Origin of the sequence: Oceanobacillus rekensis (assembly GCF_002153375.1) — a bacterium.
GTDB lineage: Bacteria > Bacillota > Bacilli > Bacillales > Amphibacillaceae > Oceanobacillus > Oceanobacillus rekensis.
The window spans coordinates 625,190-646,869 of record NZ_MTBQ01000001.1 but is presented as its reverse complement, the minus strand read 5'-3'; the positions used below and the strand labels follow the sequence as shown (position 1 = coordinate 646,869).

The following is a 21,680-nucleotide window of genomic DNA, read 5'->3' as shown; positions in this document are numbered from 1 at the left end:
TAATCTATTGATGAAGGAGGGATATAGTGGATTTGCTTAAGAATATGAATGATGCAATGGAGTATATCGAAGAAAACCTTACTAATGAAATAGACTTCAAAGTGGTGGCAAGGATAGCTCATTGTTCTGAATATCATTTTAGAAGGATGTTTTCTTTCCTAGCAGGTATTACCTTATCTGAATACATCCGCCGTAGACGACTTAGTTTAGCAGCATTTGAGCTTATTAATAGTAATATAAAAATAATTGATGTTGCGATTAAATATGGATACAGTTCACCGGACTCTTTTACTAGAGCATTTCAAAATTTACATGGTGTTACACCGTCGGAGGCAAGAAATAATGGTCAGCAATTAAAATCCTATCCACTAATGTCCTTTCAATTATCAATTAGAGGAGGAAATGAAATGAACTATCGAATTGAACAAAAAGATGCATTTAACATAGTTGGTATCATGAAACGAGTTCCAATTATTTTTGAAGGAGAAAACCCGGAAATTACAAAGATGTGGAAATCCTTGACCATGGAGAAAATAGATCAATTAAAAAAACTCTCTGATGTTGAACCTAAAGGGATGGTTCAAGCATCTACAAAATTTTCAGAAGGACGTATGGAAGAAAAAGGAGAACTTGATCAGTATATAGGAGTGGCAACAACACAAGAATGTCCTGGAAATTTTTCGGAACTAGCAATTCCTGCATTAACATGGGCGGTATTCGAAACAATAGGACCTTTTCCTAGTACGCTACAGGAAACCTGGGGAAGGATTTATTCGGAGTGGTTTCCATCTTCAAACTATCAATTAACAGAAGGCCCCGAGATCTTATCGATTAAGAGTAAAGATTTAACTTCACCATCGGTAAAAAGCGAAATTTGGATTCCAATTTTGAAAAACTAATTTAAATATAAAATATATACATGGAGCTGTTTTGGCAGCTCTTTTTTTTATTCTATTTTTAGCAGTCAAGTTTTGTAGTGAATTAAAATGATGTTCAATAGGAATAATCTACTGAAACTTGCTGTTGATTTTCTTTAATGGAGTAACAAAAAAAGCCCAATTTCTTAATATTAGTACTAAGAAATCGGGCTTTTTATCGTTGAATATCCTTAACGTGGTCAATCCGTATTTTCCTGACGCTACCACTAAATGATTGTATATTTTAATAACTGAAGTCATAAAAATTCATTGATAAATAAGAAAAACTGTGGTAAGTTTATATAGTTATACACTAATTAAGGACTTAAATGTATATTATCCCTATTTTTATTATACATCATAAAATTCTTTTCAGTCAACCATTATTTTTATTTTCTTTAGGGAGTGTGATATGAACCCTAGAACTTTGCCAAATCAGGAACTTAGTAGATAGCGTAATTGGATCAGATGTTGAGCGATAAATAGGAGGGAAAGAAATGAAGCAATATGTGCGAGAACTTCAGGAAATCGATAAAACACAACTTTTACTCGTTGGAGGAAAAGGGTCAAATTTAGGGGAACTAGCCAAGATTGAGGGAATACAGGTGCCAGAAGGATTTTGTGTTACGACAGAAGCATATCAAAAATCTCTTGAACAAAACGAAACACTCCACGCCATGTTGGATCAACTAACACTGCTAAAGGTAAACGATCAGGATCGAATTGGTAAAATAAGCAAGAAGATTCGAGAAATAATTATGGAAGTAGAAGTTCATTCCGATGTTGTGGACGCAGTTACTCACTATCTCTCTGGTGAAGAACATGCATATGCAGTACGTTCCAGTGCGACTGCTGAAGATTTACCACAAGCCTCTTTTGCTGGTCAACATGACACCTATTTAAATATCATCGGAAAAGAAGCGATTTTACAGCATATACGTAAATGCTGGGCCTCCCTGTTTACCGATCGGGCGGTAATCTACCGTATGCAAAATGGATTTGGCCAAGACCAAGTTTATTTATCCGTTATCGTTCAAAGGATGGTTTTCCCACAAGCTTCAGGGATTTTATTTACCGCTGATCCGATTACATCTAACCGAAAGCTACTTTCCATCGATGCCAGTTTTGGACTTGGAGAAGCACTGGTTTCTGGCTTGGTATCTGCGGATTGTTATAAGGTACAGGAAGAGGTCATCACAGAGAAAATGATAGCAACCAAAAAATTGGCTATCTATGGACTAAAAGAAGGTGGAACAGAGACAAAGCAAATCAATCCAGATCAGCAAACCACTCAAACACTTACTGACAGGCAGATTTTACAACTGGCAAGGATTGGAAGACAAATCGAAGCTTATTTTGGCCAGCCGCAAGATATCGAATGGTGTTTAGTTGATGATACTTTTTATATTGTCCAGAGTCGTCCAATCACTACTCTTTTCCCTATCCCTGAAGTGGGCGAGACCGAAGAAAATCACGTCTATGTATCTGTTGGGCATCAACAAATGATGACCGACCCGATGAAACCATTGGGATTGTCTTTTTTCCTGTTAACGACTCCTGCACCGATGCGTATGGCTGGTGGAAGGTTGTTTGTTGATATCACACAAAGTATTTCTTCCCCCGTTGGTAGAAAAACTTTATTAGATACCCTGGGACAATCCGATCCTCTCATAAAAGACGCACTTACGACCATCATAGAGCGAGAAGATTTTATAAAATCGCTGCCCAATGACAAAATAGAACAGAGTCCCGCTAAAAGGAACAAAGATATGCGGTATGTGGGTTCTCAAGCCCAAATCGAAAACGATCCGACAATCGTTGCTGATTTGATTAGGAGTAGTCAAACATCGATAGAAGAGTTAAAGCATAGCATCCAAACGAAATCAGGATCAGATTTATTCGATTTTATTCTAGAGGATATTCAAGCATTAAAGAAGATTTTATTTGACCCACAAAGTTTAGGAGTGATTACGGCGGCACAAGATGCTTCATCATGGATCAATGAAAAAATGAACAAGTGGTTAGATGAAAAAAACGTAGCAGATACGTTTTCACAATCTGTACCAAACAATATTACTTCAGAAATGGGTCTGGCCCTACTGGATGTCGCAGATGTAATTCGTCCTTATCCAGAAGTAATTGATTATTTACGCCATGTAAAAGATGATAACTTTTTGGAGGAAATCATTAAGTTTGATGGTGGACAGGAAGCCCAAAACGCAATAATGGCTTATCTCAACAAATACGGAATGCGATGCGCTGGAGAAATCGATATTACTAAAACCCGTTGGAGTGAAAAACCAATTACACTTGTCCCCATGATTCTTAGTAATATCAAAAATCTAGAGCCTAATGCTAGCCACCAGAAATTTGAGCAAGGTCGGCGTGTTGCTTTGAAGAAAGAACAAGAGTTATTAGTTCGACTGAAGCAATTACCGGATGGTGAACAAAAAGCCAAAGAAACAAAACGAATGATTGACCTAATTCGGAATTTCATCGGGTATCGTGAATATCCAAAATACGGTATGGTTAATCGTTATTTTGTTTATAAGAAGGCTTTACTGAAAGAAACCTACAAATTAGTACAAGCAGGCATTATTAACGAAAAAGAAGATATATACTATCTCACTTTTGAAGAACTTCACGATGTCGTACGCAATCAAAAATTAGATTACCAAATCATCAGCAAACGGAAAGAAGCACACAAACTATATGAAAAACTAACGCCACCACGTGTAATCACGTCAGATGGTGAAATCATTGTAGGTAAGTACAAACGAGAAAATCTCCCAGCCGAAGCGATTGCAGGTCTACCTGTTTCTTCCGGAGTTATAGAGGGACGAGCACGTGTCATCTTAAACATGGAAGATGCTAATCTAGAAGATGGAGATATATTAGTCACTTCCTTTACTGACCCTAGCTGGACACCATTGTTTGTATCCATAAAAGGCCTGGTCACCGAAGTTGGTGGATTGATGACTCATGGAGCGGTTATTGCACGTGAATATGGCTTACCAGCAGTTGTCGGAGTGGAAAATGCTACTAAATTAATAAGAGACGGCGAACGAATTCGCGTGCATGGAACAGAAGGGTATATCGAAATATTGTAATTGCTTAATACCTTACAACATGAAAGATGTTATATTGTATTCAAAGCACTCGGCGGCTAATATTAGGGTACTTATACGAACACAACGGGCTGACGTTTTATCAATTAACGGTACGTCTCCATTATGAAGCACACCCTTACCATTTCGCGACAGGGGATAGCTAAACATCTTTTGTATTGGAAAATGCAGGGCTTGTAAAATAAAACGGATAGAGTAATTTTGTAAAAAACAAGTTACTAAATATGCCGCAGACGTAAGTAAGGGAACAAAAAGTGGATGAAGTCACGGAGTGTGTTGAATGGTTCAGTAAAAATGGGCATTATAGGAACAGGATTTCTGACGAAGATGAGGTTGTTTTGCTTAAAGCCAGATTGTTAGTAGATCACCATACAACGCAAATATCAAAGGAGGCAAAAACAGTATGAAAATCATTGTTACCAGTTTATTCGTAGAAGACCAAGACAAGGCACTGGAGTTTTATTCAGAAACGCTGGGCTTTGTAAAAAAGCACGACGTTCCCCAAGGAGAATTTAGGTGGATAACGCTTGTTTCTCCCGATGATCAAGACGGTACCGAGATTGTACTCGAACCTAATGACAATTCGATAGCCAAAGAGTATCAGCAGAAGTTATTTGCTCAAGGCATCCCAGCAACAATGTTTGGCGTTATAGATGTTCGTAAAGAGTACGAAAGATTATTGAAACACGGCGTGAAGTTTACTATGGAACCGACAAAAATCGTCGAAATCACAATAGCTGTTTTCGACGATACATGCGGAAATCTAATTCAGATAATACAGCAGTAACTTAGTGGGACATAGGGGACAGGTGTACTGTCCCCTATGTCCTTTAACTAAAATCTCCCTACATATATTAATTAAGCCACAATCCGAGTCTGGGGCAATGAACCTGACCCTCCGACCCTTCTGCAAACCAAAGAACCGAACATTGCCCTGACATTGTTCGGCATGATTATGGTACTGTATTGGATTTTAGAATATGTTTGAGGAATACTATTGGTGTTGTTGCATAGAAAGTTGGCGGAGCTTTTTCTCATGCTGTGCAGTTTTACTTAACATGAAATCGGTCGTTTCCTAGGTTTCAGTTAATTCCACTCGAATTCCATCGACCTTTTTTTCTAACCGATCAAATCTTTGATCGAACTTATTTTCCAACTGTTCGAATCTGCTATCCATTTGTTCGAATCTATTATTCATTTGTTCTCCATGTAATTTTAATACATTTAATATTTCTTTTAGAATGGTTTCTTGTTCCACGTAATTCATCTCCTTGTACAACAGTATAAATGATTTTGTGGTCGTTGGGAAGAGTGTGTAGATAGTGTGAAAGTTGAATTTTTATTGGTGAAAAACCTTGTATTTTAGTGAAATAGACATTGAGATATGAAGAAAATTTGATCTACAAGCAATAGAGAGAAATAAAAATCTTTTTCTTAAATACAATTTTATTTTTTGAAATTGTATGTTCATAATTCAAGTGCAATCTCAATCTCTTTTAAGTATTGAGTGGTGGAAGACTGGAATCCAATAAGAAACAACTTAGTATGCGTTCATGAATTGCGATTAGTTTTGTTGTACACCGGCTCATGGTATAATAAAGCACTCAGGATAATTAAGAATTTCGCATAATTGAACGGATGCTAAGAGAAGCCTCCGCCTAGAATAAAATATGGAGGTGTAAGTGAATGAGTAAGCGTTGGACTATTGGTGAAATAAGTGAATTTGTTGAGAAAAATTCGGAAAGTAAGTTGCTGTCGACGGAATATCATGGTTTTTCTCAAAAGTTACTATTTACATGTTCGTGTGGTAACAATTTCGAAAAAACTTTTACGAAATTTAAAAATAAAAACCAACGTAAATGTGACGTGTGCCAGCCGCCAAAACCGTCAAGATAAATGTCAGGTAAATAGATGAAGTGCTGATTTCTATGAATAGAAATTGGTGCTTTTTTATTTATGCAATGGCTTTAAGTGTATGCCAAGTTTTTAAATCGACGTGTACACATTACTTTTTTAAGAAGTTAGTCCTTAAGTATTTTTCAAGGTGTATGTGTTACGATATTCTTAAATCTTTTGTAGAGGGGATGAGGTAAATATGGATTCTTTTCAAGCGTTAGTATTGAATAAAGTTGATGATCAATCGAATTTGGATGTGAAGCAATTAACGATGGATGAACTGCCAGAGGGGGAAGTAACCATTCGAGTTGCTTATTCTAGTGTGAATTATAAAGATGGATTGGTAGGCATTCAGAATCAGATGGTAAGTTCCTATCCATTAATACCTGGAATCGATTTGTCTGGGACAGTCATGGAATCAACGGATGAACGTTTTCAAAAGGGTGATGAAGTAATTGTCACTAGTTATAAGCTAGGTACTGGACATTCAGGGGGCTTTAGTGAAGTCGCGCGTGTGCCGCTTGAGTGGGTCGTTCCTCTTCCTAAAGGATTATCTTTAAAAGAGGCAATGATTCTTGGAACGGCAGGATTAACGGCAGCATTATCCGTCAGCAAGCTTGAGGATGCAGGATTAAAACCGGAGGATGGACCTGTTTTGGTAGCGGGTGCTACGGGTGGTGTAGGCAGTATTGCAGTCAATATATTGGCTGGTAGAGGCTATGAGGTTGTAGCAAGTACAGGGAAAGCAAATCAGGAAACTTATTTAAAACAATTAGGAGCAAAAGAAGTTATCCATCGCAATGAAATAATCGATACAGATCCTAAGCCTGCACGCGAGAAAAAATGGGCTGCCGCTGTTGATCCAGTCGGTGGAAAGACACTGCAATATATCCTTACCACATTAAAATACGGCGGATCTGTTGCAACATGCGGATTAGCAGGCGGGGTAGAAGTCGCAACAACTGTGATTCCGTTTATCTCACGTAGTATCAATTGGCTTGGTATTGATTCGGTGATGTACCCGATGGATAAACGATTAGAAGCATGGAATCGTCTCAGTGATGATCTGAAACCAGCTGCATTAAATGATGAAATGGTAAATGAAGTTTCATTAGCAGATCTTCCAGAAGTTCTTCGTGATATTTTAGAAGGAAAAGTTCGAGGGAGGACAGTGGTTAAACTGTGAATTTGATCATCTTACATACATCAACCTAGTCATCGGAAAAACCACTTTGAGCGAGCATAAACTTCAAAAATACTTTTTTCCAATTTAGACTTTAACTATATTGGGAAAAAGTATTTTTATAAGGAATAAATTACATCAATCTTGTTAAAATCTATATGTAGATGTTTTTAATTTCTTGCTCTCATCGATGTTGATCTACAAGAATTTGATTCCCGTCTGGATCTTCAAATGTGAAATGTGCTGGTCCTTCACTTGCTTCATCCGCTTCATTGTTCACTTTTATTCCTTTTTCTTTCAGCTGCTTCTGAAGCTCTCGAATGTCTGTAAATGAATCGAGATTTTGAGCATTTTGATCCCACCCAGGATTAAAGTTTAAAATGTTCTTATCAAACATACCCTGGAAAAGCCCAATTACGCATTCTCCGTTCTTCATAATAAGCCAATTTTGTTCAATATCTCCACCTATAATTTGAAATCCGAGGTCTTCATAAAAGGATTTTGATACATTAATGTCTTTAACATTAAAACTTACAGAAAATGCGCCTAGTTTCATAATTTATTCTCCTTGTTGATAATTTTAGCTTCTTATCTATAAGGCAAAACCTTTAGATAATTTTAGTATATGTGAGTGCTTTAAAACATACAAGATTTTCCATCAATCGGAGGAGGATAATTCGGCAGCCACACTGAAGCTCCTCTTTAAATCTATAAAGAAGATTTAAGCTATATATATAAGAAAAACAGGTGATATAACTCGCATCACCTGTCATAACTTAATTATTGTCCCCGCCACAAATGAATAAGGTCTTGATTTTGTCCTCTGGAAAAGACATCGGTACGGTTTGACCCCCAGGAGACAGCAGCAGGTGCTGAAGTTAAGTTGCCACCAAGGTTTTGCCATTCTCCCCAACGCGTGCCATTCCAAACTCTTCGGTAAAGGCGGTTCCCTGTACCTCTGGCAAAGACTTCTAAACGATTTGATCGTCTGGAAGAGACTGTAGGAGCGCTTGTTAACGTTCCGCCTAGGTTTTCCCAATTACTCCACGTGCTTCCATTCCACCATTTATGAATTAAGTTGTTATTTTGCCCTCTGGCAAAAACATCAATTCGATTTGCCCCCCAAGAAACTGCAGCTGGTTCTGAGGTTAATGTACCACCAAGGTCTTCCCAATCTTCCCAGCGTGATCCGTTCCATGTTTTCTTATAAAGCCGATTTCCAGTTCCCCTAACAAAGACATCGAGCTGGTTGGTTCTACGGGAAGAAACAGCTGGACCACTTGTCAGAGTGCCGCCAAGGCTTTCCCAGTCATTCCATCTACTGCCATCCCACCATTTATGATAAAGGGCATTGTCAGTTCCACGACCAAAAACATCGATCCGATTTGGCCCCCAAGAAACTGCACCTGGAGCAGATGTTAAAACACCGCCAAGGCTTTCCCAGTTGCTCCATCTGCTGCCATCCCACCAAATATGATAGAGAGCATTGTCTGTTCCACGTGCAAAAACATCCAGGCGGTTAGTTTGCCATGAGGAAACAGCAGGAGCAGATGTTAATGTACCACCTAAACTTTCCCATCCTGACCATCCTTGGCCAGGTGCAGGCTCATCTTCGCGGATGATTTCCAATACAATTCCAATTACTCGAGTTAATACGCGGTCCATGACATTGCGCGGTATATTCAATTGCGTAAATAATAAGGAGAACCATGGAACCTGTCTTTGGAATTGCTGATAAATCTGTGTAGCCGACTGGTTCGTGTTTCCCTGGTTAAGTGTATAATTAACAATAAAGGAAAAAACATAATCTACAATCTGCCTATTCATTCCTGCTTGCTGTAGCTGTGAATATAAATCACCATGCTCGGAACGCAGTTGTTGCATAATCTCCTCTGCACTTACTTGTTGGCGCATATCTAAATATGGATGACCATAATCATAAAAAGGCATTGGGGTCGGTATCAAATAATAATATGGGTAGCTATACATATTCATTCCTCCGCTTTTTCATTAGCATATGCACGGAAAAGGAAATTGACAATGGAGAAAAACATATTATTTAACTGTAGGAAAATTGTACAGAAACAAAGTTTTATCGGGAGGGATTTGCTTAACAAGCGAAACGTTTCATGTTTTAAAAATGTCGATTATTAGGAGGTTTTTTTGATAGCCAAGAACGTGTTTTTAAGTATTTTTATTGTCTTTTTATTTATCTTGACCGCTTGAATAATGAAAATTAACCTACAAAAGCTTCAAACTAGTTTTAACGGTGGATGACAATGTAGTGTTGATCGGAAAAGAATTACAAAGCAGTTTTGAACAAACTGTTAACGGCCCATCACAAACTATACAAATGACGGATAGGGTTGAAATATTAGAATATAACAGGGCAGATTTGGAAATTGAATTTCATCTTTGAAGTTGGGGAAGGGGCGACCATATACTCTTTCTTTCTAGTTTATCGACACTTGGACACGAATCTTCATGTTAAGATGAAAGACTCGTGTTTTCTTTTGGAAGTGTTGCATTTTCTTTAGATTCTTCTTTATATAACTCTTCTTTATTTTTATTAATCCATTGCACTAAATATTTTTGATAATGTTTCATTAACAAGCCGACGATTTTACCGATGAAGTATGCAGCAATTAGTGTACCAATACCAATTGCTCCTAATGATTGAATAAAAATGATACAAACTAAACCTGCAACACCAACATTTAACAAATCACTGGAGATTTTAGCCTTACTAAATTGCATGTTAAATCTTTCGCTTACCACATGTGTTAACTCGTCATATGGCATTAAAGGGAATTTAGCACTAAAATATCCAAGTAAGCCAACTGCAACAACAAATAAACTAATAACTAAAAACCCCCATCGCATCAATAATGATTCAGGTGTAGGGAATAGTCGTAAAAGAAATAGTGTTGCATCCATGAAAAAGCCAAATAAAAAAACAATCATTAATTGCACGATAGCTTCCTTTATATCGAATCGTTTACTTAAAATCACTTGTATGATAATAAATAAAATATTCGCGACTACTGTCATCATCCCGACTGATAAACCGGAAGATAATGAAAATGCATAGGCTAACGATGAGACTGGCGATACACCTAGATCTGCCTGTATGGAAAAGCTGACTCCAAGTGAAAGAAAAAACAAGCCAACAATGTACAAACAAAGTCGCTTGATGGTCACATTAATATGCTTCATAAAATCCCTCTCTTAAAACAATCTAACTTTCATATTATCATGGAAGTTGGTATATTAATAATATATATATTTAATGAATATCATATATAAAATCATATAATGGAGTGGAGAATATGGATATTCGTCAGTTACAGTATTATAAAGAAATCGTTAAACAAGAAAATATTTCGAAAGCAGCTGAAATATTGAACATTGCACAACCGCCATTAAGTCAACTATTAAAAAAATTAGAAATAGAGTTAGATACAACTTTAATTCACCGTTATCGCCAAAAATGGGAATTGACTGAATCCGGCAAGCTTCTATATAACTATGCAGAACAAGTATTAAGTCAAATGGACGAAGTGAAAAAACGTATTCATGAAATAGAAGAAGGCACCGCGGGGACAGTACGTATAGGTGTCTCATCTGCATGTTCTAATATGTTAATTGATTACCTTGCAGATTTTAGAGAACAGTTTGCCGGGATTAAAATTAACATTTTTTCTGGGGACTCGGAAGGTTTGTTGAAAAAGTTAAACCAGAAAGAAATTGATATTGCTTTACTTCTAAGACCAAGTAATACAGAGCAATATGAAACGAAAACGTTGAAAGAAGAACCAACCATCCTCATTGTTCCTAGTAGTTGGTCAACCACCCTTACCAAACAACCCACGTTAAAGGAAATTGCTCATCTTCCTTTTATAATGCTAGGTGCTATGGAAGGTTACTCTTTTAATAGGAATTTATTAAAAGCCTTTGAAGAGCATGAGGCAAAACCCAATATTATGATCGAATGCAAAGATATTCCAATGCTTGTTGCACTTGTCAATCGAGGTTTAGGGATTTCCATTATTCCTAGAATGAACTATAAATCCCTGTTTTATGAGCATTTAAAGATATACGAATTCAGGCAGTTCGATTCTAGTATAGTACCTGTGATGATGAAATTAAAAGATGCACCGATTTCAAAAGCAGCAACACAATTTTGGCAAATGGTGAAGAAATAATTCATCCATAATAAATGATGTATTGATACAAATTGCAGTGTCGCACATATAGAGGGACTAGGCCATTATTTCTAAATCTATTTTAAAAATCTTTACAAATAATCTTGCCTGTTTTACAATAACCATTTGGGTTGGCAATAAAACGACCAGAATTTTACATCTCAAACAATATAATGAACGAACTTAAATGACGATAAACATACACGAACGAGTTGTCAGCCTTATATAAGGAGGTTAACATCATGACTCAAACAATTTTTGAAATAGAAGAGATTATAAACAACCGAATAATGGAAATACAAAATACGTTAGCGGAAGATCCTTATCGACTACATTATCATCTGATGCCGCATATTGGTCTTTTGAATGATCCCAATGGTTTTGCTTATTTCAATGGACAATATCATATTTTTTATCAGTGGAATCCATTTGAAACGAAGCATGGTATCAAATATTGGGGCCATTATATATCAGAGGATCTTGTTCATTGGAAAGAGGCACCGATAGCTTTGGCTCCAGATCAATGGTATGACATCAATGGCTGTTATTCCGGTAGTGCCGTGGTACATGATGATAAATTATATTTATTCTATACCGGTAACGTGATGGATGGCGATGATGAAGAAACGCGGAAAGCATATCAATGTATGGCTGTTTCTGAGGATGGTATAAACTTCGAGAAAAAAGGACCAATCATCTATGTTCCAGAAGGATATACTGCACATTTCCGTGATCCTAAAGTATTTTGCAAAAATAACCAATGGTATATGGTAATTGGTGCGCAAACAATGGAAGGGAAGGGAGAGGCTGTATTATATACATCACCTGACCTGGAAAATTGGAGTTTTCGCGGTGCACTTGCTGGTAGTGGGCACAATGGGCTTTTCGACTTCGGTTATATGTGGGAATGTCCGGATTTGTTTACATTAGAGGATCAGGATATTTTGATTGTTTGCCCTCAGGGACTACAACCAAAAGGATATGAATTTAACAATATTTTTCACGCGGGATACTTGGCTGGAAAGGTAGACTATGAGCATGTGTCATTCGATCATGGTAAATTCACAGAACTGGACAGAGGATTCGATTTCTATGCACCCCAAACAATGATTGATTCAAAGGGAAGAAGATTAATGATTGGTTGGATGGGAAATGCGGAGGAAGGCGACTCCATTCATCCAACTACGAGATATGAATGGATCCATACTTTAACACTGCCTCGCCAGCTAGAATGGAATAATGATAAGTTGTTGCAAAATCCTGTTAAAGAGCTTCAAAGCTTACGTGAAAACAAGGTAGTATATACAGATATACCATTATCGGAAGAGAGTATATCGCTTCCAAATATTCAAGGAAATGTATTTGAAATGGAAATAGCGCTCGATGCAGCAGATGACTATTCCTTCTCCATTGTGTTAGGGGAAAATAATCAGGTTCATTTTGATAAATCAACCGATACTTTTTCATTAAAGCGACTAAATCTTGCTGATGGTAATTCATTTGAATATAGATCCTGTTTGTTGGAAGATCTTAGAAACATAAGAATATTTAAAGACACTTCATCCATCGAACTGTTTATAAATGATGGAGAAGAAGTATTCTCTGCAAGGATATTTGATTATCCTGATGATAAAAATGTTCAATTCAATGCAACTGGCAATGTAAGTATGGATATCAGGAAATGGGATTTACAAAAATTAAATGCTTTTAATATGAATAATCTTAACCAGACGATAGAAATTTAAAGGTAGTCATCTATTTATAAAGATAACGAAAGTTCAGTTGGCAGACTGGATTTATCGTTATCTTTATTTTTTTATAGATTCATTTACAATTAGGGCATTTAAAATGATGATTAATCAAAGAATAGAACTTTTAACCCTCATATCTCCAACTGATATTAACTTCTTGTAAATTTTACACATTCAATTTACATACATATTTTCCCAATTGAAATGAAACCGCTGTTATTAGCTTTCTAACAGACTATCAAACATAAATGGGAAATATAGTAAATATTCCAATTGTAAAGCCAGTTTACAAAACTCACTATAATTCTTTAAATTGGGTTTAATCTTCCTTAATATACTTTATTTATAATGAAGTTAGATAAAGAGAAAGGAGGATTTCATGAACTTAATGGAATTACATATACATTCTACATTTTCTGATGGAGAGCAGACGCCAGCGGAAATCTTACAAGCCGCTCAGATGAAAGAGATACAGATGCTGGCTTTCACAGATCATGATGAAATTGGTGCCTTTCACGAGGTTCGAGAATTGGCAGATGAACTTGGCATCTATTTAATACCTGGGATTGAATTGAATACAGATGGTGCCGATGGGGAGCTGCATATACTTGGATACTTTTTTGACCCTGATCATCCGAAAATGGTTAGCCATATTGAATGGCGCAAGGATGAACGTAAGAGATGGGCGGAGAGGATTATCGAAAAGCTCCAGACGCTAAATTATGATGTGACGTTTGCGGATGTTCTGAAATTCGCACCTGGTGATATTATCGTTCGCACCCATATTGCAAAGGCGTTGGTTGGGAAGGCATATTTTCATTCTGCAGAGGATGCCTACCAGCAGCTATTAACTAAGGGAAATCCGGCATTTGTTCAGCGGAGTGCCTTCTCTGCAAAGGATGCGATTGCTTTAATCCATGCCTGTGGCGGAGAGGCATATCTGGCCCATCCGGGGGCATATCCTTTTTCAATTGATGAAGCAGCATTACTAGCTTATGGGATTGATGGAATTGAAGTCTATCATTCGAAGCATAGCGAAAAAGATGTTTCCTATTGGAAGGAATTCACCGAAAAACTTGGACTATTGAAGGCTGGTGGGTCGGATTGCCATGGTCCCGGATCGCGTAATCCCTATCCGATTGGCAGCATTCAACCGGATGAAAAGGCAAAGGAACATTGGCTGGAAAGGGTAGGTGTGTCGGGATGAGATTTTATATGGCTTCCACTCTATGCTGGAGTAGCCATCCGGCAGAAGTAATTACTATAGCAGAAAAGGAAGGCTTGCAAGGTGTGGAATTATGGGCTGAGCATATGTATTATCATCAGGCAGATCCCGAAGAAATACGTCTTCTTGCTGAGGCAAAGGGACTTGCGCTTACGCTGCATGCTTCCAGTTGGGATTTGAATATATGTTCGCTTAATCAAGGGATTCGAGAACAGTCCTTGGCTGAATTGAAGAAATCGGTCAATCTGGCCAACGTACTGCAGGTAGAACATATGACATTTCACCCTGGCCGCTTCACGGTAAAAAGCTATTTGCAGGATGAGCATCGATACATGTTGGTGCGCAATACAAAAGATCTCGTAGACTATGCGAAGGAGAAACAGGTCATTCTCTCACAGGAGTTAATGGAGGAGATACCGAAAGAAATGCTTACCGACCCGGAAGCAATGAATACATTTTTAGACCAAGTCGGCGAAGGATTGCATGTTACGTTGGATATTGCCCACACACCGTTGTCAGAAAGTAGCTTGGCATATTTGGCCAAGTTGGAGCGAGTGAACAGTATCCATCTTAGTGATTCGAGCATGGAACAATTCCATGTCCCGCTTGGAAAGGGATCTATTGATATTGTACAGGTACTTCATGCCCTGTCTGAAACAAATCTGCCGGTTGTACTGGAAGGGATGGATACCAGCCGCGAATTATCATTTTTACAACAGCATCTGAGCTTTTTGCGGAAGGCTGGTTGGATAGAAAGGAAGACAAGAGATTGAAAATATTAATCACAAATGACGATGGCATCTTTGCGCCGGGTGTGGAGGCACTGGCTGATTTACTTTCTCATTTTGGGGAGGTTGTCGTCGTTTGCCCGGATACGGAAAAAAGTGCCTATAGTCATAAGATAACTTTGCGTCAACCATTGAAACTGAAAAAGGTGGATTTCATACAGAACGTGGAGGCTTACGCAGTCAATGGTTCCCCTGCCGACTGTGTGAAAATTGCTATGGAAGTGCTATTAAATGAAAAGCCAGATATCGTTTTTTCAGGTATCAATATCGGACCGAATGTTGGGAGAGACATGTATTATTCGGGAACGATTGCAGCAGCACAGGAAGCCATGCTGTATCAAGTTCCGTCTGTGTCAGTCTCCTTGGAAACATTCAAAACATCAAAAGTCAAATTTGATATCGTGAAACAGCTGCTTTACCAGGTTGTGGAGGTGATTCTGCAAAATAAAATAGTGAAAAATGTCATGCTCAATGTGAACCTGCCGTATACGTCCAAAGAACTTTGTAAAGGTGTCCGAGTCGTCCCGATGGATTTGTCCATTTCGCGTTATAATTTTGTTCCATTAAATGATCCACATGGACAGGATTATTATTGGCTAAAGGATAATTACGAAGAATTGAAAGTGAATAAAGGATCCGATTACGACTTGCTGAAAGCGGGCTATGTGACGGTTTCGCCAATTGATTTAAAGCTTACACAAAAACGTAAAATTGATCAGATTAATCGTTGGTTTCATAAAATTAATTATAAACAGGAGGAAATGTAAATGAAAAAAGTTCTGCTTATGCTAATATTTTCTATCGTCTTTCTTTTACTTGCTGCATGTGGGGATAGTTCCGAGGAAGAAACATCTGATCCAACCAATGAAGGTAATGCTGAAGCTGAATCAGCTTCCGAACTTAGTGGAGAAATTGAATTCTATACATCACAGCCGGATGTGGATGCAGAACAACTAGTAGATGCATTCAATGAAATATATCCAGAGGTGGAAGTAAATATTTTCCGTTCTGGTACAGAGGAAGTAATCAGTAAAATCAATGCGGAAAAACAAGCGGGAGAGGTTGCTGCGGATGTGCTGCTTGTTGCTGATTCCGTGACTTTTGAAGGGTTAAAAGAACAGGATCTATTGATGGAATATGTTTCTCCTGAGACTGAAACGATTCCAGAAGAGTTTGTCGATGAAGATGGAATGTATACAGGGACAAAAGTTATGGCAACCGGTATTGCTGTTAACACGGAAAATGTCTCTGAACTGCCAGCTTCATGGGATGTGCTGACATCAGAAGAAGCAGCGGATCAAGTAGTTATGCCAAGTCCTCTATATTCTGGTGCGGCAGCATATAATCTGGGTGTGATTACACGAAATGACGCTTTTGGTTGGGAATATTATGAAGGCATCAAAGCAACGAACCCTATGATTACAGAAGGGAACGGTGCCGTTATCGAGAATGTGGCTTCCGGTCAGAAGAACTATGGGATGGTTGTCGATTATCTTGTAGCTCGTGCTGCGAATGACGGTTCCCCTGTTGAATTGGTTTATCCAGAAGAAGGTGTCCCAGTTATAACAGAACCAATTGGAATTATGGCAAACACCGAAGAGGAAGAAATTACAAAGGCATTTGTTGATTTCGTTCTTTCTGAGGAAGGACAGCAGCTTCAGGCAGAGATTGGCTATACACCGATTCGTGAAGGTATTGAAGCACCTGAAGGATTAAAAGCTTTGGATGAATTCGAAGTCCTCCAAGCTCCAATTGAAGATCTGTACCAAAATAGGGAAGCAGATAAAGAACAATTCGATGCACTATATTCAGAATAACGTCTAACTTGACTGTAGGGTGATACTAGTTATGAACAAAGATAAAAATTATGAATCTAATCAAGGGGAAATGCGCAGTCGCGCTATTTCCTCTGTATTCTTTCATCCAATGCTCTATAAAATGATTGCGATTATGCTCGTGGGTATCTTTTTCGTCATTCCAATTCTGCGACTAGTATTGATGAGCTTTATTGGCGATGATGGTTTTGGTCTGCAATTCTATCAAGATATTCTGACCGATAACAGAACATGGCAGGTACTGCAAAACACGTTGTTTGTTGTTTTTGGATCGACAATTATATCATTACTATTGGGAACTGCTTTTGCTTGGATTGTAGCTTATACAGATATCCGGCTAAAAAGTATTGTCCAGTTATTCATCTTTTTACCATTCATTATTCCATCTTACATAACTTCCCTGGCCTGGGTACAGTTTTTTGGACCAGCAGGATTATTGGAAAATATATTTGATTCGCTCTCCATTCCGATCACAGGCTGGAATTTATACAGTATGTCGGGAATTATCTTCGTCATGGGAATCAGTCATTTTCCACTTGTTTACTTATTTACCGTGAATGTATTCCGGCAAATTCCACGGGAAATGGAGTTGGCGGCACGGGTGTCAGGTGCCGGGCGTTGGATGTCTTTTTCCAAGATTGTCTTTCCAATGGCTTTGCCGGGGATTGTTGGAGGCTCCTTTATCGCATTTCTTGGAGGGTTGGATAACTTCGGAATTCCTGCCTTTTTGGGAACCCCAGCCAATATTTCTGTGTTGTCGACATATATTTACCAAAAGGTGATTGGCTTTGGAACGTCAGCATTTAATGAAGCTGCAGTGCTCTCTGTTATCCTTGGCGTCATTGCAATTATCGGAATTAGCCTCCAGTGGCTCGTTTTGCGGAAATCAAAACGGATTGAAACGATGAAGGTGGACCATCAACCGCGTTATTATTTAGGGAAAAAGAAAGGCATAGTGGAAAGCGTTATTTGGCTATTTTTCATCATGACTAGCATTTTTCCGTTATTATCCATGGTCATGACATCTTTCTTAAAAGCCTATGGACTTGATTTTGTCTGGGAGAACTTTTCTCTGGAAAATTATGCGTACATTTTAACAAGGGATTCGACGCTTGATGCGATTATGACTAGTGTGAAACTAGCTGGTGTAACAACAATTATAGGAATTGTAGCAGGGACGGTTTTTGCCTATTTTCGCGTCAGAAAAGCGAATACAGCAACCAAGTTAATGGAAAATGCGATTACAATTCCATATGCATTGCCTGGAACGGTACTTGCTTTGGCCATGATATTTACCTGGATGGAGCCTATCCCAGGCTGGAATCCAGGTATCTATGGATCGGCAGCAATTCTCTATATCGCTTATATAACGAGGTTTCTAGTTTTACAGGTGCGAAGCGGAATTACGGCTTTTCAGCAGGTAGATATTGAGGTGGAAGAGGCAGCAAGAATCAATGGGACCAATGGATTTGGGAAATGGAAGAAAATCATGGTTCCATTGATTGCCCCGGGGATCTTGAGTGGTGCGATGCTCGTCTTTTTGAGTGCATTAACGGAATTGACCGTATCCTCGCTCTTGTATTCCTCGGAATCGGAGACCATTGGCGTATCTATTTTAAGCTTTCAGCAATCAGGCTATACGCTCTATTCCACTGCATTTTCCAGTCTGATCGTTGTCCTGATCATCGCCGGTTACTTTATCTTGTTCGCTGGTCAAAAAGCAATTAGGAAAAGAAAGGTGAGGAGCGAAAAATGAGTACGACCTTATCGAATATCAACAAGCAATTCGGAAAATTCCAAGCACTTCAGGATATTGATTTAACGATAAATGAAGGGGAATTCTTAGCTATCCTTGGGCCATCAGGGTGTGGGAAAACAACCTTGCTTCGTCTGCTGGCAGGATTCGAGTCGCCTACAAATGGAACGATTGAAATTGATCAAAAGGAAGTTGCCAATGCAAGAAAAGTCACACCACCGGAACAGCGAAATGTGAGCATGGTTTTCCAATCATTTGCACTCTGGCCGCATTTGAATGTGCGTGAACATATCCAATTTGCGATGGACCATCACCGGTTTGTCGATCTTTCTTGGAAAGAAAAGGGAAAAATCGCAGAGCGTATCGAGGATGTTTTACATACTGTCGGGCTCGGTGATTTTGAAAAAAGGATGCCTGGTGAACTTTCCGGTGGACAAAAGCAGCGCGTATCGCTAGCGAGGGCAATAGCACCGGAACCGAAGCTGCTGCTGATGGATGAACCATTGAGTAATTTGGATGCGGAATTACGGATGGAAATGCGCCATGAAATACAAAAGCTGCATCGCTTAACAAAAGCGTCCATTTTATATGTCACCCATGACCAAGGAGAAGCACTGGCGATGGCAGATCGAATCGTCGTCATGAATGGTGGGGAAATTGAACAGATTGGAACGCCAGAAGAAATCTATTATCATCCCGTGACACCGTTTGTAGCAACTTTTGTTGGAAAGGCAAATCTCTTTAAGGGGACATGGGACGAATGCTTATTCCAGCATCAGGGAACAGGGGTGACCTGGGAAGATTACGGAATTTCACAGCAATTAAAAGAAAAGAATCTCTTTCCGATTCGACCAGAACAAATTCATCTATCTAAACCGGTTCCAAGTGAAAATCAGATACTTGGAAAGGTCATTACGAGACAATTCCAAGGGAAAGAATATCATTATTCTATTGAAATTGATGGTACCGTGATTGTTGCCCACCTTCCATTACAGGAGAAATTTGAGATTGGGGAGACGATAGCGATCACACCACAATTTCAAACTGCCAAGCAAGCAGAAATGATTCTTTAAAGATAGTAGTCTTACATAAAAACCGAACAGTGCCTGGCACTGTTTGGTTTTTATGTATGTTGTTGCAGGTAATTACATTATGAATTCCTATATAAAATCCTACTTAAAAACTGAAATTCCCACTAGAATAAAAATATCAAATATACATGTAAAAATGGGTTGGTAAATCAAATGTCGTTTAGTTGTTGAAATTTAGCCTTCATGATAAACTAAGTAAATACTAGAATTATTGGACTAATTTGGCTAGTGTTTCAGACAATGATCTATATGGTAGCTTTATAGAAAATTTAACTACCAAGATAGTCAAGATATTTAAAAGGAAATGAGAGTAACGCAGAAACATGATATTCGTAAAGTAGATGAAATTCCGACCATCACTCTATTGAATTATTGGATGCTAGAGCAGATATTTCCTCTTTAAAAACAGATTAATTAAAGCGTGCAAAAAGGCAGGCTTATTTTTTTTGACAAGTAAAGTATAAACCATCTTGGCAGTCGTCCATTTTCTATTTATGGTAACAATTCAAATGCTGTACATGAAAAAAAGTGACTGATGCATTAATAAATTATAGAGAGTATGTGACCCAATGAATGATAAAAACAATAAAGAAGTAGAAAAAGCAATGCAAAAAGCTATAGCAGGGTTAAAAGATTTAAGTAGAGATATGGAGAGTAAAGCACATAAAAAGCACTGGAACGAAATAAAAGTTCCTTTCTCGCTGCATGAGGGACTTAGTAAATACACGAAATATGAGTTAGAAGATATAAGAAAAAAATTACAAATAAAAAATGCCAGTAGTTTAAAAAAGGCTGATCTAATTTTATTATTACAACAAAGGATACCAGAATATCTCGAGAAAATTTATCATTTATGGGGTAGTGAACGTTTCAAGTTGGTAATGAAAATAGCTAGTAATGGTGGTTATATCACTGCTCCCGATTTAACGATCGATCAAATCAACTATTTTCGGGGAAATGGATTGATTTATACAGGGACTTTGGAAGGCAAGAAGGTATGGGCTGTGCCTGAAGAGCTGATTGAATCCATTTTAGCTATGAAAAGCAATGTATTAATTAGGGGTATATTAAACAGAAATACAGAATGGATCAAGCTAACTCGCGGTCTATTATTTTATTACGGAACGTTAAGCAGCATCCAACTAGTGGAAATGTTAGAAAGCTATACAAAAGAAACGATACCATTTGGAGAGTTTTTGGACGTCATATACGATGTGAATATTTATCGTAAGGAAATCAATTTAGATCTAGATAGCTTCTCGGATAGTAGCGTATTTGATTCGAAAAGAGTTAAACAGGAACATCAAATAAGGAAGCGTGTACCGTTTTATCCATTTACGAAACAACAACTGCTTTTAGCTGGGGAGCCCGGATTTGTTGATAGAAATCACAGCTATGTACAGTTAATGGATTTCCTTACCGAAAATTTTGAAATCGATAGGGAAGAAGCGGATAGTTTCGTAGAAGATTGCGTCTATGCAACTAGGATAGGTGATAGTCCTAACGATGTTATGAAGCTTTTAAGTGATTCTTTTGATTTGGGTAGTATAGATATGCTTCAAGCTTCAATGGATAAAGTAGTACAACTCGTGAATAACACTAGACAATGGTTTCTTAAAGGAAATACACCAAGAGAGTTAGGTGAACAAGAGAGAAAACATTTACAACCACTGCCAGCTCCAGAGGCTATTAGTAAAAATGAAAAAGTGGAGAAGATAGGCAGAAATGAGCCATGTCTATGCGGGAGTGGAAAAAAATATAAAAAATGCTGTGGACGGTAACGTTTCGGTGTCAGCATCCATTTGTTTATAACATCTCTTTGCGATTCCTTATCTATATCATTTGAAAAGTTATAGTCGAGTCAAGAAACCCCACTTATTATTATAAATATAAGTGGGGTTTCTA

General features: G+C 38.1%; 18 protein-coding genes. 14 read left to right on the top strand and 4 right to left on the bottom strand.

Annotated elements, in window-relative coordinates:
• Positions 1-26 precede the first annotated feature (26 nt).
• From BV906_RS03305 to BV906_RS03295, 3 genes are all read left to right on the top strand, one after another.
• Positions 27-899, top strand: coding sequence for an AraC family transcriptional regulator (locus tag BV906_RS03305; RefSeq protein WP_087972031.1), 873 nt, complete (start codon positions 27-29; stop codon positions 897-899).
• A gap of 515 nt (positions 900-1,414) precedes the next feature.
• Entirely contained in the window at positions 1,415-4,027 is a 2,613-nt protein-coding gene (gene ppsA / locus BV906_RS03300; RefSeq protein ID WP_087972030.1) for a phosphoenolpyruvate synthase, read from the top strand.
• Between the two features lie 421 nt (positions 4,028-4,448).
• Positions 4,449-4,832, top strand: coding sequence for a VOC family protein (locus BV906_RS03295; RefSeq protein WP_087972029.1), 384 nt, complete (start codon positions 4,449-4,451; stop codon positions 4,830-4,832).
• Between the two features lie 288 nt (positions 4,833-5,120).
• Here BV906_RS03295 and BV906_RS03290 read toward each other — a convergent pair whose 3' ends face one another.
• On the bottom strand, positions 5,121-5,303 hold the full coding sequence (locus BV906_RS03290; RefSeq protein WP_245843810.1) for a hypothetical protein: 183 nt from the start codon (positions 5,301-5,303) through the stop codon (positions 5,121-5,123).
• Positions 5,304-5,731: 428 nt separating this feature from the next.
• Here BV906_RS03290 and BV906_RS19720 point away from each other — a divergent pair, with 428 nt between their 5' ends.
• Positions 5,732-5,941, top strand: coding sequence for a hypothetical protein (locus BV906_RS19720; RefSeq protein WP_087972028.1), 210 nt, complete (start codon positions 5,732-5,734; stop codon positions 5,939-5,941).
• 199 nt (positions 5,942-6,140) lie between these two features.
• On the top strand, positions 6,141-7,127 hold the full coding sequence (locus BV906_RS03280) for an acrylyl-CoA reductase family protein (RefSeq protein WP_087972027.1): 987 nt from the start codon (positions 6,141-6,143) through the stop codon (positions 7,125-7,127).
• A gap of 181 nt (positions 7,128-7,308) precedes the next feature.
• Here BV906_RS03280 and BV906_RS03275 read toward each other — a convergent pair whose 3' ends face one another.
• From BV906_RS03275 to BV906_RS03265, 3 genes are all read right to left on the bottom strand, one after another.
• Positions 7,309-7,680 carry a VOC family protein gene (locus BV906_RS03275; RefSeq protein WP_087972026.1) on the bottom strand — a complete coding sequence of 124 codons (372 nt, stop codon included), beginning with the start codon at positions 7,678-7,680 and terminating at the stop codon, positions 7,309-7,311.
• A 224-nt stretch (positions 7,681-7,904) separates the two neighbouring features.
• Positions 7,905-9,113, bottom strand: coding sequence for a PLL family lectin (locus BV906_RS03270; RefSeq protein WP_087972025.1), 1,209 nt, complete (start codon positions 9,111-9,113; stop codon positions 7,905-7,907).
• Between the two features lie 498 nt (positions 9,114-9,611).
• Positions 9,612-10,340, bottom strand: coding sequence for a YczE/YyaS/YitT family protein (locus BV906_RS03265; RefSeq protein WP_087972024.1), 729 nt, complete (start codon positions 10,338-10,340; stop codon positions 9,612-9,614).
• A gap of 113 nt (positions 10,341-10,453) precedes the next feature.
• On the opposite strand from BV906_RS03265, the gene BV906_RS03260 reads away from it, so the two are divergent.
• The 9 genes from BV906_RS03260 to BV906_RS03220 all read left to right on the top strand — a co-directional run bounded on the left by BV906_RS03260 (position 10,454) and on the right by BV906_RS03220 (position 21,556).
• A complete protein-coding gene (locus tag BV906_RS03260) occupies positions 10,454-11,329 on the top strand; it encodes a LysR family transcriptional regulator (RefSeq protein ID WP_087972023.1) in 876 nt (291 codons plus the stop codon).
• A 242-nt stretch (positions 11,330-11,571) separates the two neighbouring features.
• Positions 11,572-13,074 carry a glycoside hydrolase family 32 protein gene (locus tag BV906_RS03255; protein ID WP_087972022.1) on the top strand — a complete coding sequence of 501 codons (1,503 nt, stop codon included), beginning with the start codon at positions 11,572-11,574 and terminating at the stop codon, positions 13,072-13,074.
• Between the two features lie 385 nt (positions 13,075-13,459).
• Positions 13,460-14,287, top strand: coding sequence for a PHP domain-containing protein (locus BV906_RS03250; protein ID WP_087972021.1), 828 nt, complete (start codon positions 13,460-13,462; stop codon positions 14,285-14,287).
• Positions 14,284-15,078, top strand: a complete 795-nt coding sequence (locus BV906_RS03245) for a sugar phosphate isomerase/epimerase family protein (protein WP_087972020.1) — start codon at positions 14,284-14,286, stop codon at positions 15,076-15,078. The genes BV906_RS03250 and BV906_RS03245 overlap by 4 nt, the downstream gene beginning before the upstream one ends.
• Positions 15,075-15,860, top strand: a complete 786-nt coding sequence (surE, locus tag BV906_RS03240; RefSeq protein WP_087972019.1) for a 5'/3'-nucleotidase SurE — start codon at positions 15,075-15,077, stop codon at positions 15,858-15,860. The genes BV906_RS03245 and surE overlap by 4 nt, the downstream gene beginning before the upstream one ends.
• A complete protein-coding gene (locus BV906_RS03235) occupies positions 15,861-16,910 on the top strand; it encodes an ABC transporter substrate-binding protein (RefSeq protein WP_087972018.1) in 1,050 nt (349 codons plus the stop codon). It abuts the gene before it with no gap.
• A 31-nt stretch (positions 16,911-16,941) separates the two neighbouring features.
• Positions 16,942-18,684, top strand: a complete 1,743-nt coding sequence (locus BV906_RS03230; protein ID WP_087972017.1) for an ABC transporter permease — start codon at positions 16,942-16,944, stop codon at positions 18,682-18,684.
• Positions 18,681-19,757, top strand: a complete 1,077-nt coding sequence (locus tag BV906_RS03225) for an ABC transporter ATP-binding protein (RefSeq protein WP_087972016.1) — start codon at positions 18,681-18,683, stop codon at positions 19,755-19,757. Before BV906_RS03230 ends, BV906_RS03225 begins: the two co-directional genes overlap by 4 nt.
• Positions 19,758-20,344: 587 nt before the next feature.
• Positions 20,345-21,556, top strand: a complete 1,212-nt coding sequence (locus BV906_RS03220; RefSeq protein ID WP_087972015.1) for an SEC-C metal-binding domain-containing protein — start codon at positions 20,345-20,347, stop codon at positions 21,554-21,556.
• Positions 21,557-21,680: the final 124 nt, after the last annotated feature.

Bases quoted from the DNA above. Each gene is read 5' to 3' on its own strand.
- BV906_RS03245 (WP_087972020.1), top strand. From the start codon at position 14,284: ATGAGATTTTATATGGCTTCCACTCTATGCTGGAGTAGCCATCCGGCA.
- BV906_RS03280 (WP_087972027.1), top strand. From the start codon at position 6,141: ATGGATTCTTTTCAAGCGTTAGTATTGAATAAAGTTGATGATCAATCG.
- BV906_RS03225 (WP_087972016.1), top strand. From the start codon at position 18,681: ATGAGTACGACCTTATCGAATATCAACAAGCAATTCGGAAAATTCCAA.
- BV906_RS03230 (WP_087972017.1), top strand. From the start codon at position 16,942: ATGAACAAAGATAAAAATTATGAATCTAATCAAGGGGAAATGCGCAGT.
- BV906_RS03265 (WP_087972024.1), bottom strand. From the start codon at position 10,340: ATGAAGCATATTAATGTGACCATCAAGCGACTTTGTTTGTACATTGTT.
- BV906_RS03260 (WP_087972023.1), top strand. From the start codon at position 10,454: ATGGATATTCGTCAGTTACAGTATTATAAAGAAATCGTTAAACAAGAA.
- BV906_RS03255 (WP_087972022.1), top strand. From the start codon at position 11,572: ATGACTCAAACAATTTTTGAAATAGAAGAGATTATAAACAACCGAATA.
- BV906_RS03295 (WP_087972029.1), top strand. From the start codon at position 4,449: ATGAAAATCATTGTTACCAGTTTATTCGTAGAAGACCAAGACAAGGCA.
- ppsA (WP_087972030.1), top strand. From the start codon at position 1,415: ATGAAGCAATATGTGCGAGAACTTCAGGAAATCGATAAAACACAACTT.
- BV906_RS03270 (WP_087972025.1), bottom strand. From the start codon at position 9,113: ATGTATAGCTACCCATATTATTATTTGATACCGACCCCAATGCCTTTT.
- BV906_RS03235 (WP_087972018.1), top strand. From the start codon at position 15,861: ATGAAAAAAGTTCTGCTTATGCTAATATTTTCTATCGTCTTTCTTTTA.
- BV906_RS03220 (WP_087972015.1), top strand. From the start codon at position 20,345: ATGAATGATAAAAACAATAAAGAAGTAGAAAAAGCAATGCAAAAAGCT.
- BV906_RS03275 (WP_087972026.1), bottom strand. From the start codon at position 7,680: ATGAAACTAGGCGCATTTTCTGTAAGTTTTAATGTTAAAGACATTAAT.
- BV906_RS19720 (WP_087972028.1), top strand. From the start codon at position 5,732: ATGAGTAAGCGTTGGACTATTGGTGAAATAAGTGAATTTGTTGAGAAA.
- BV906_RS03250 (WP_087972021.1), top strand. From the start codon at position 13,460: ATGAACTTAATGGAATTACATATACATTCTACATTTTCTGATGGAGAG.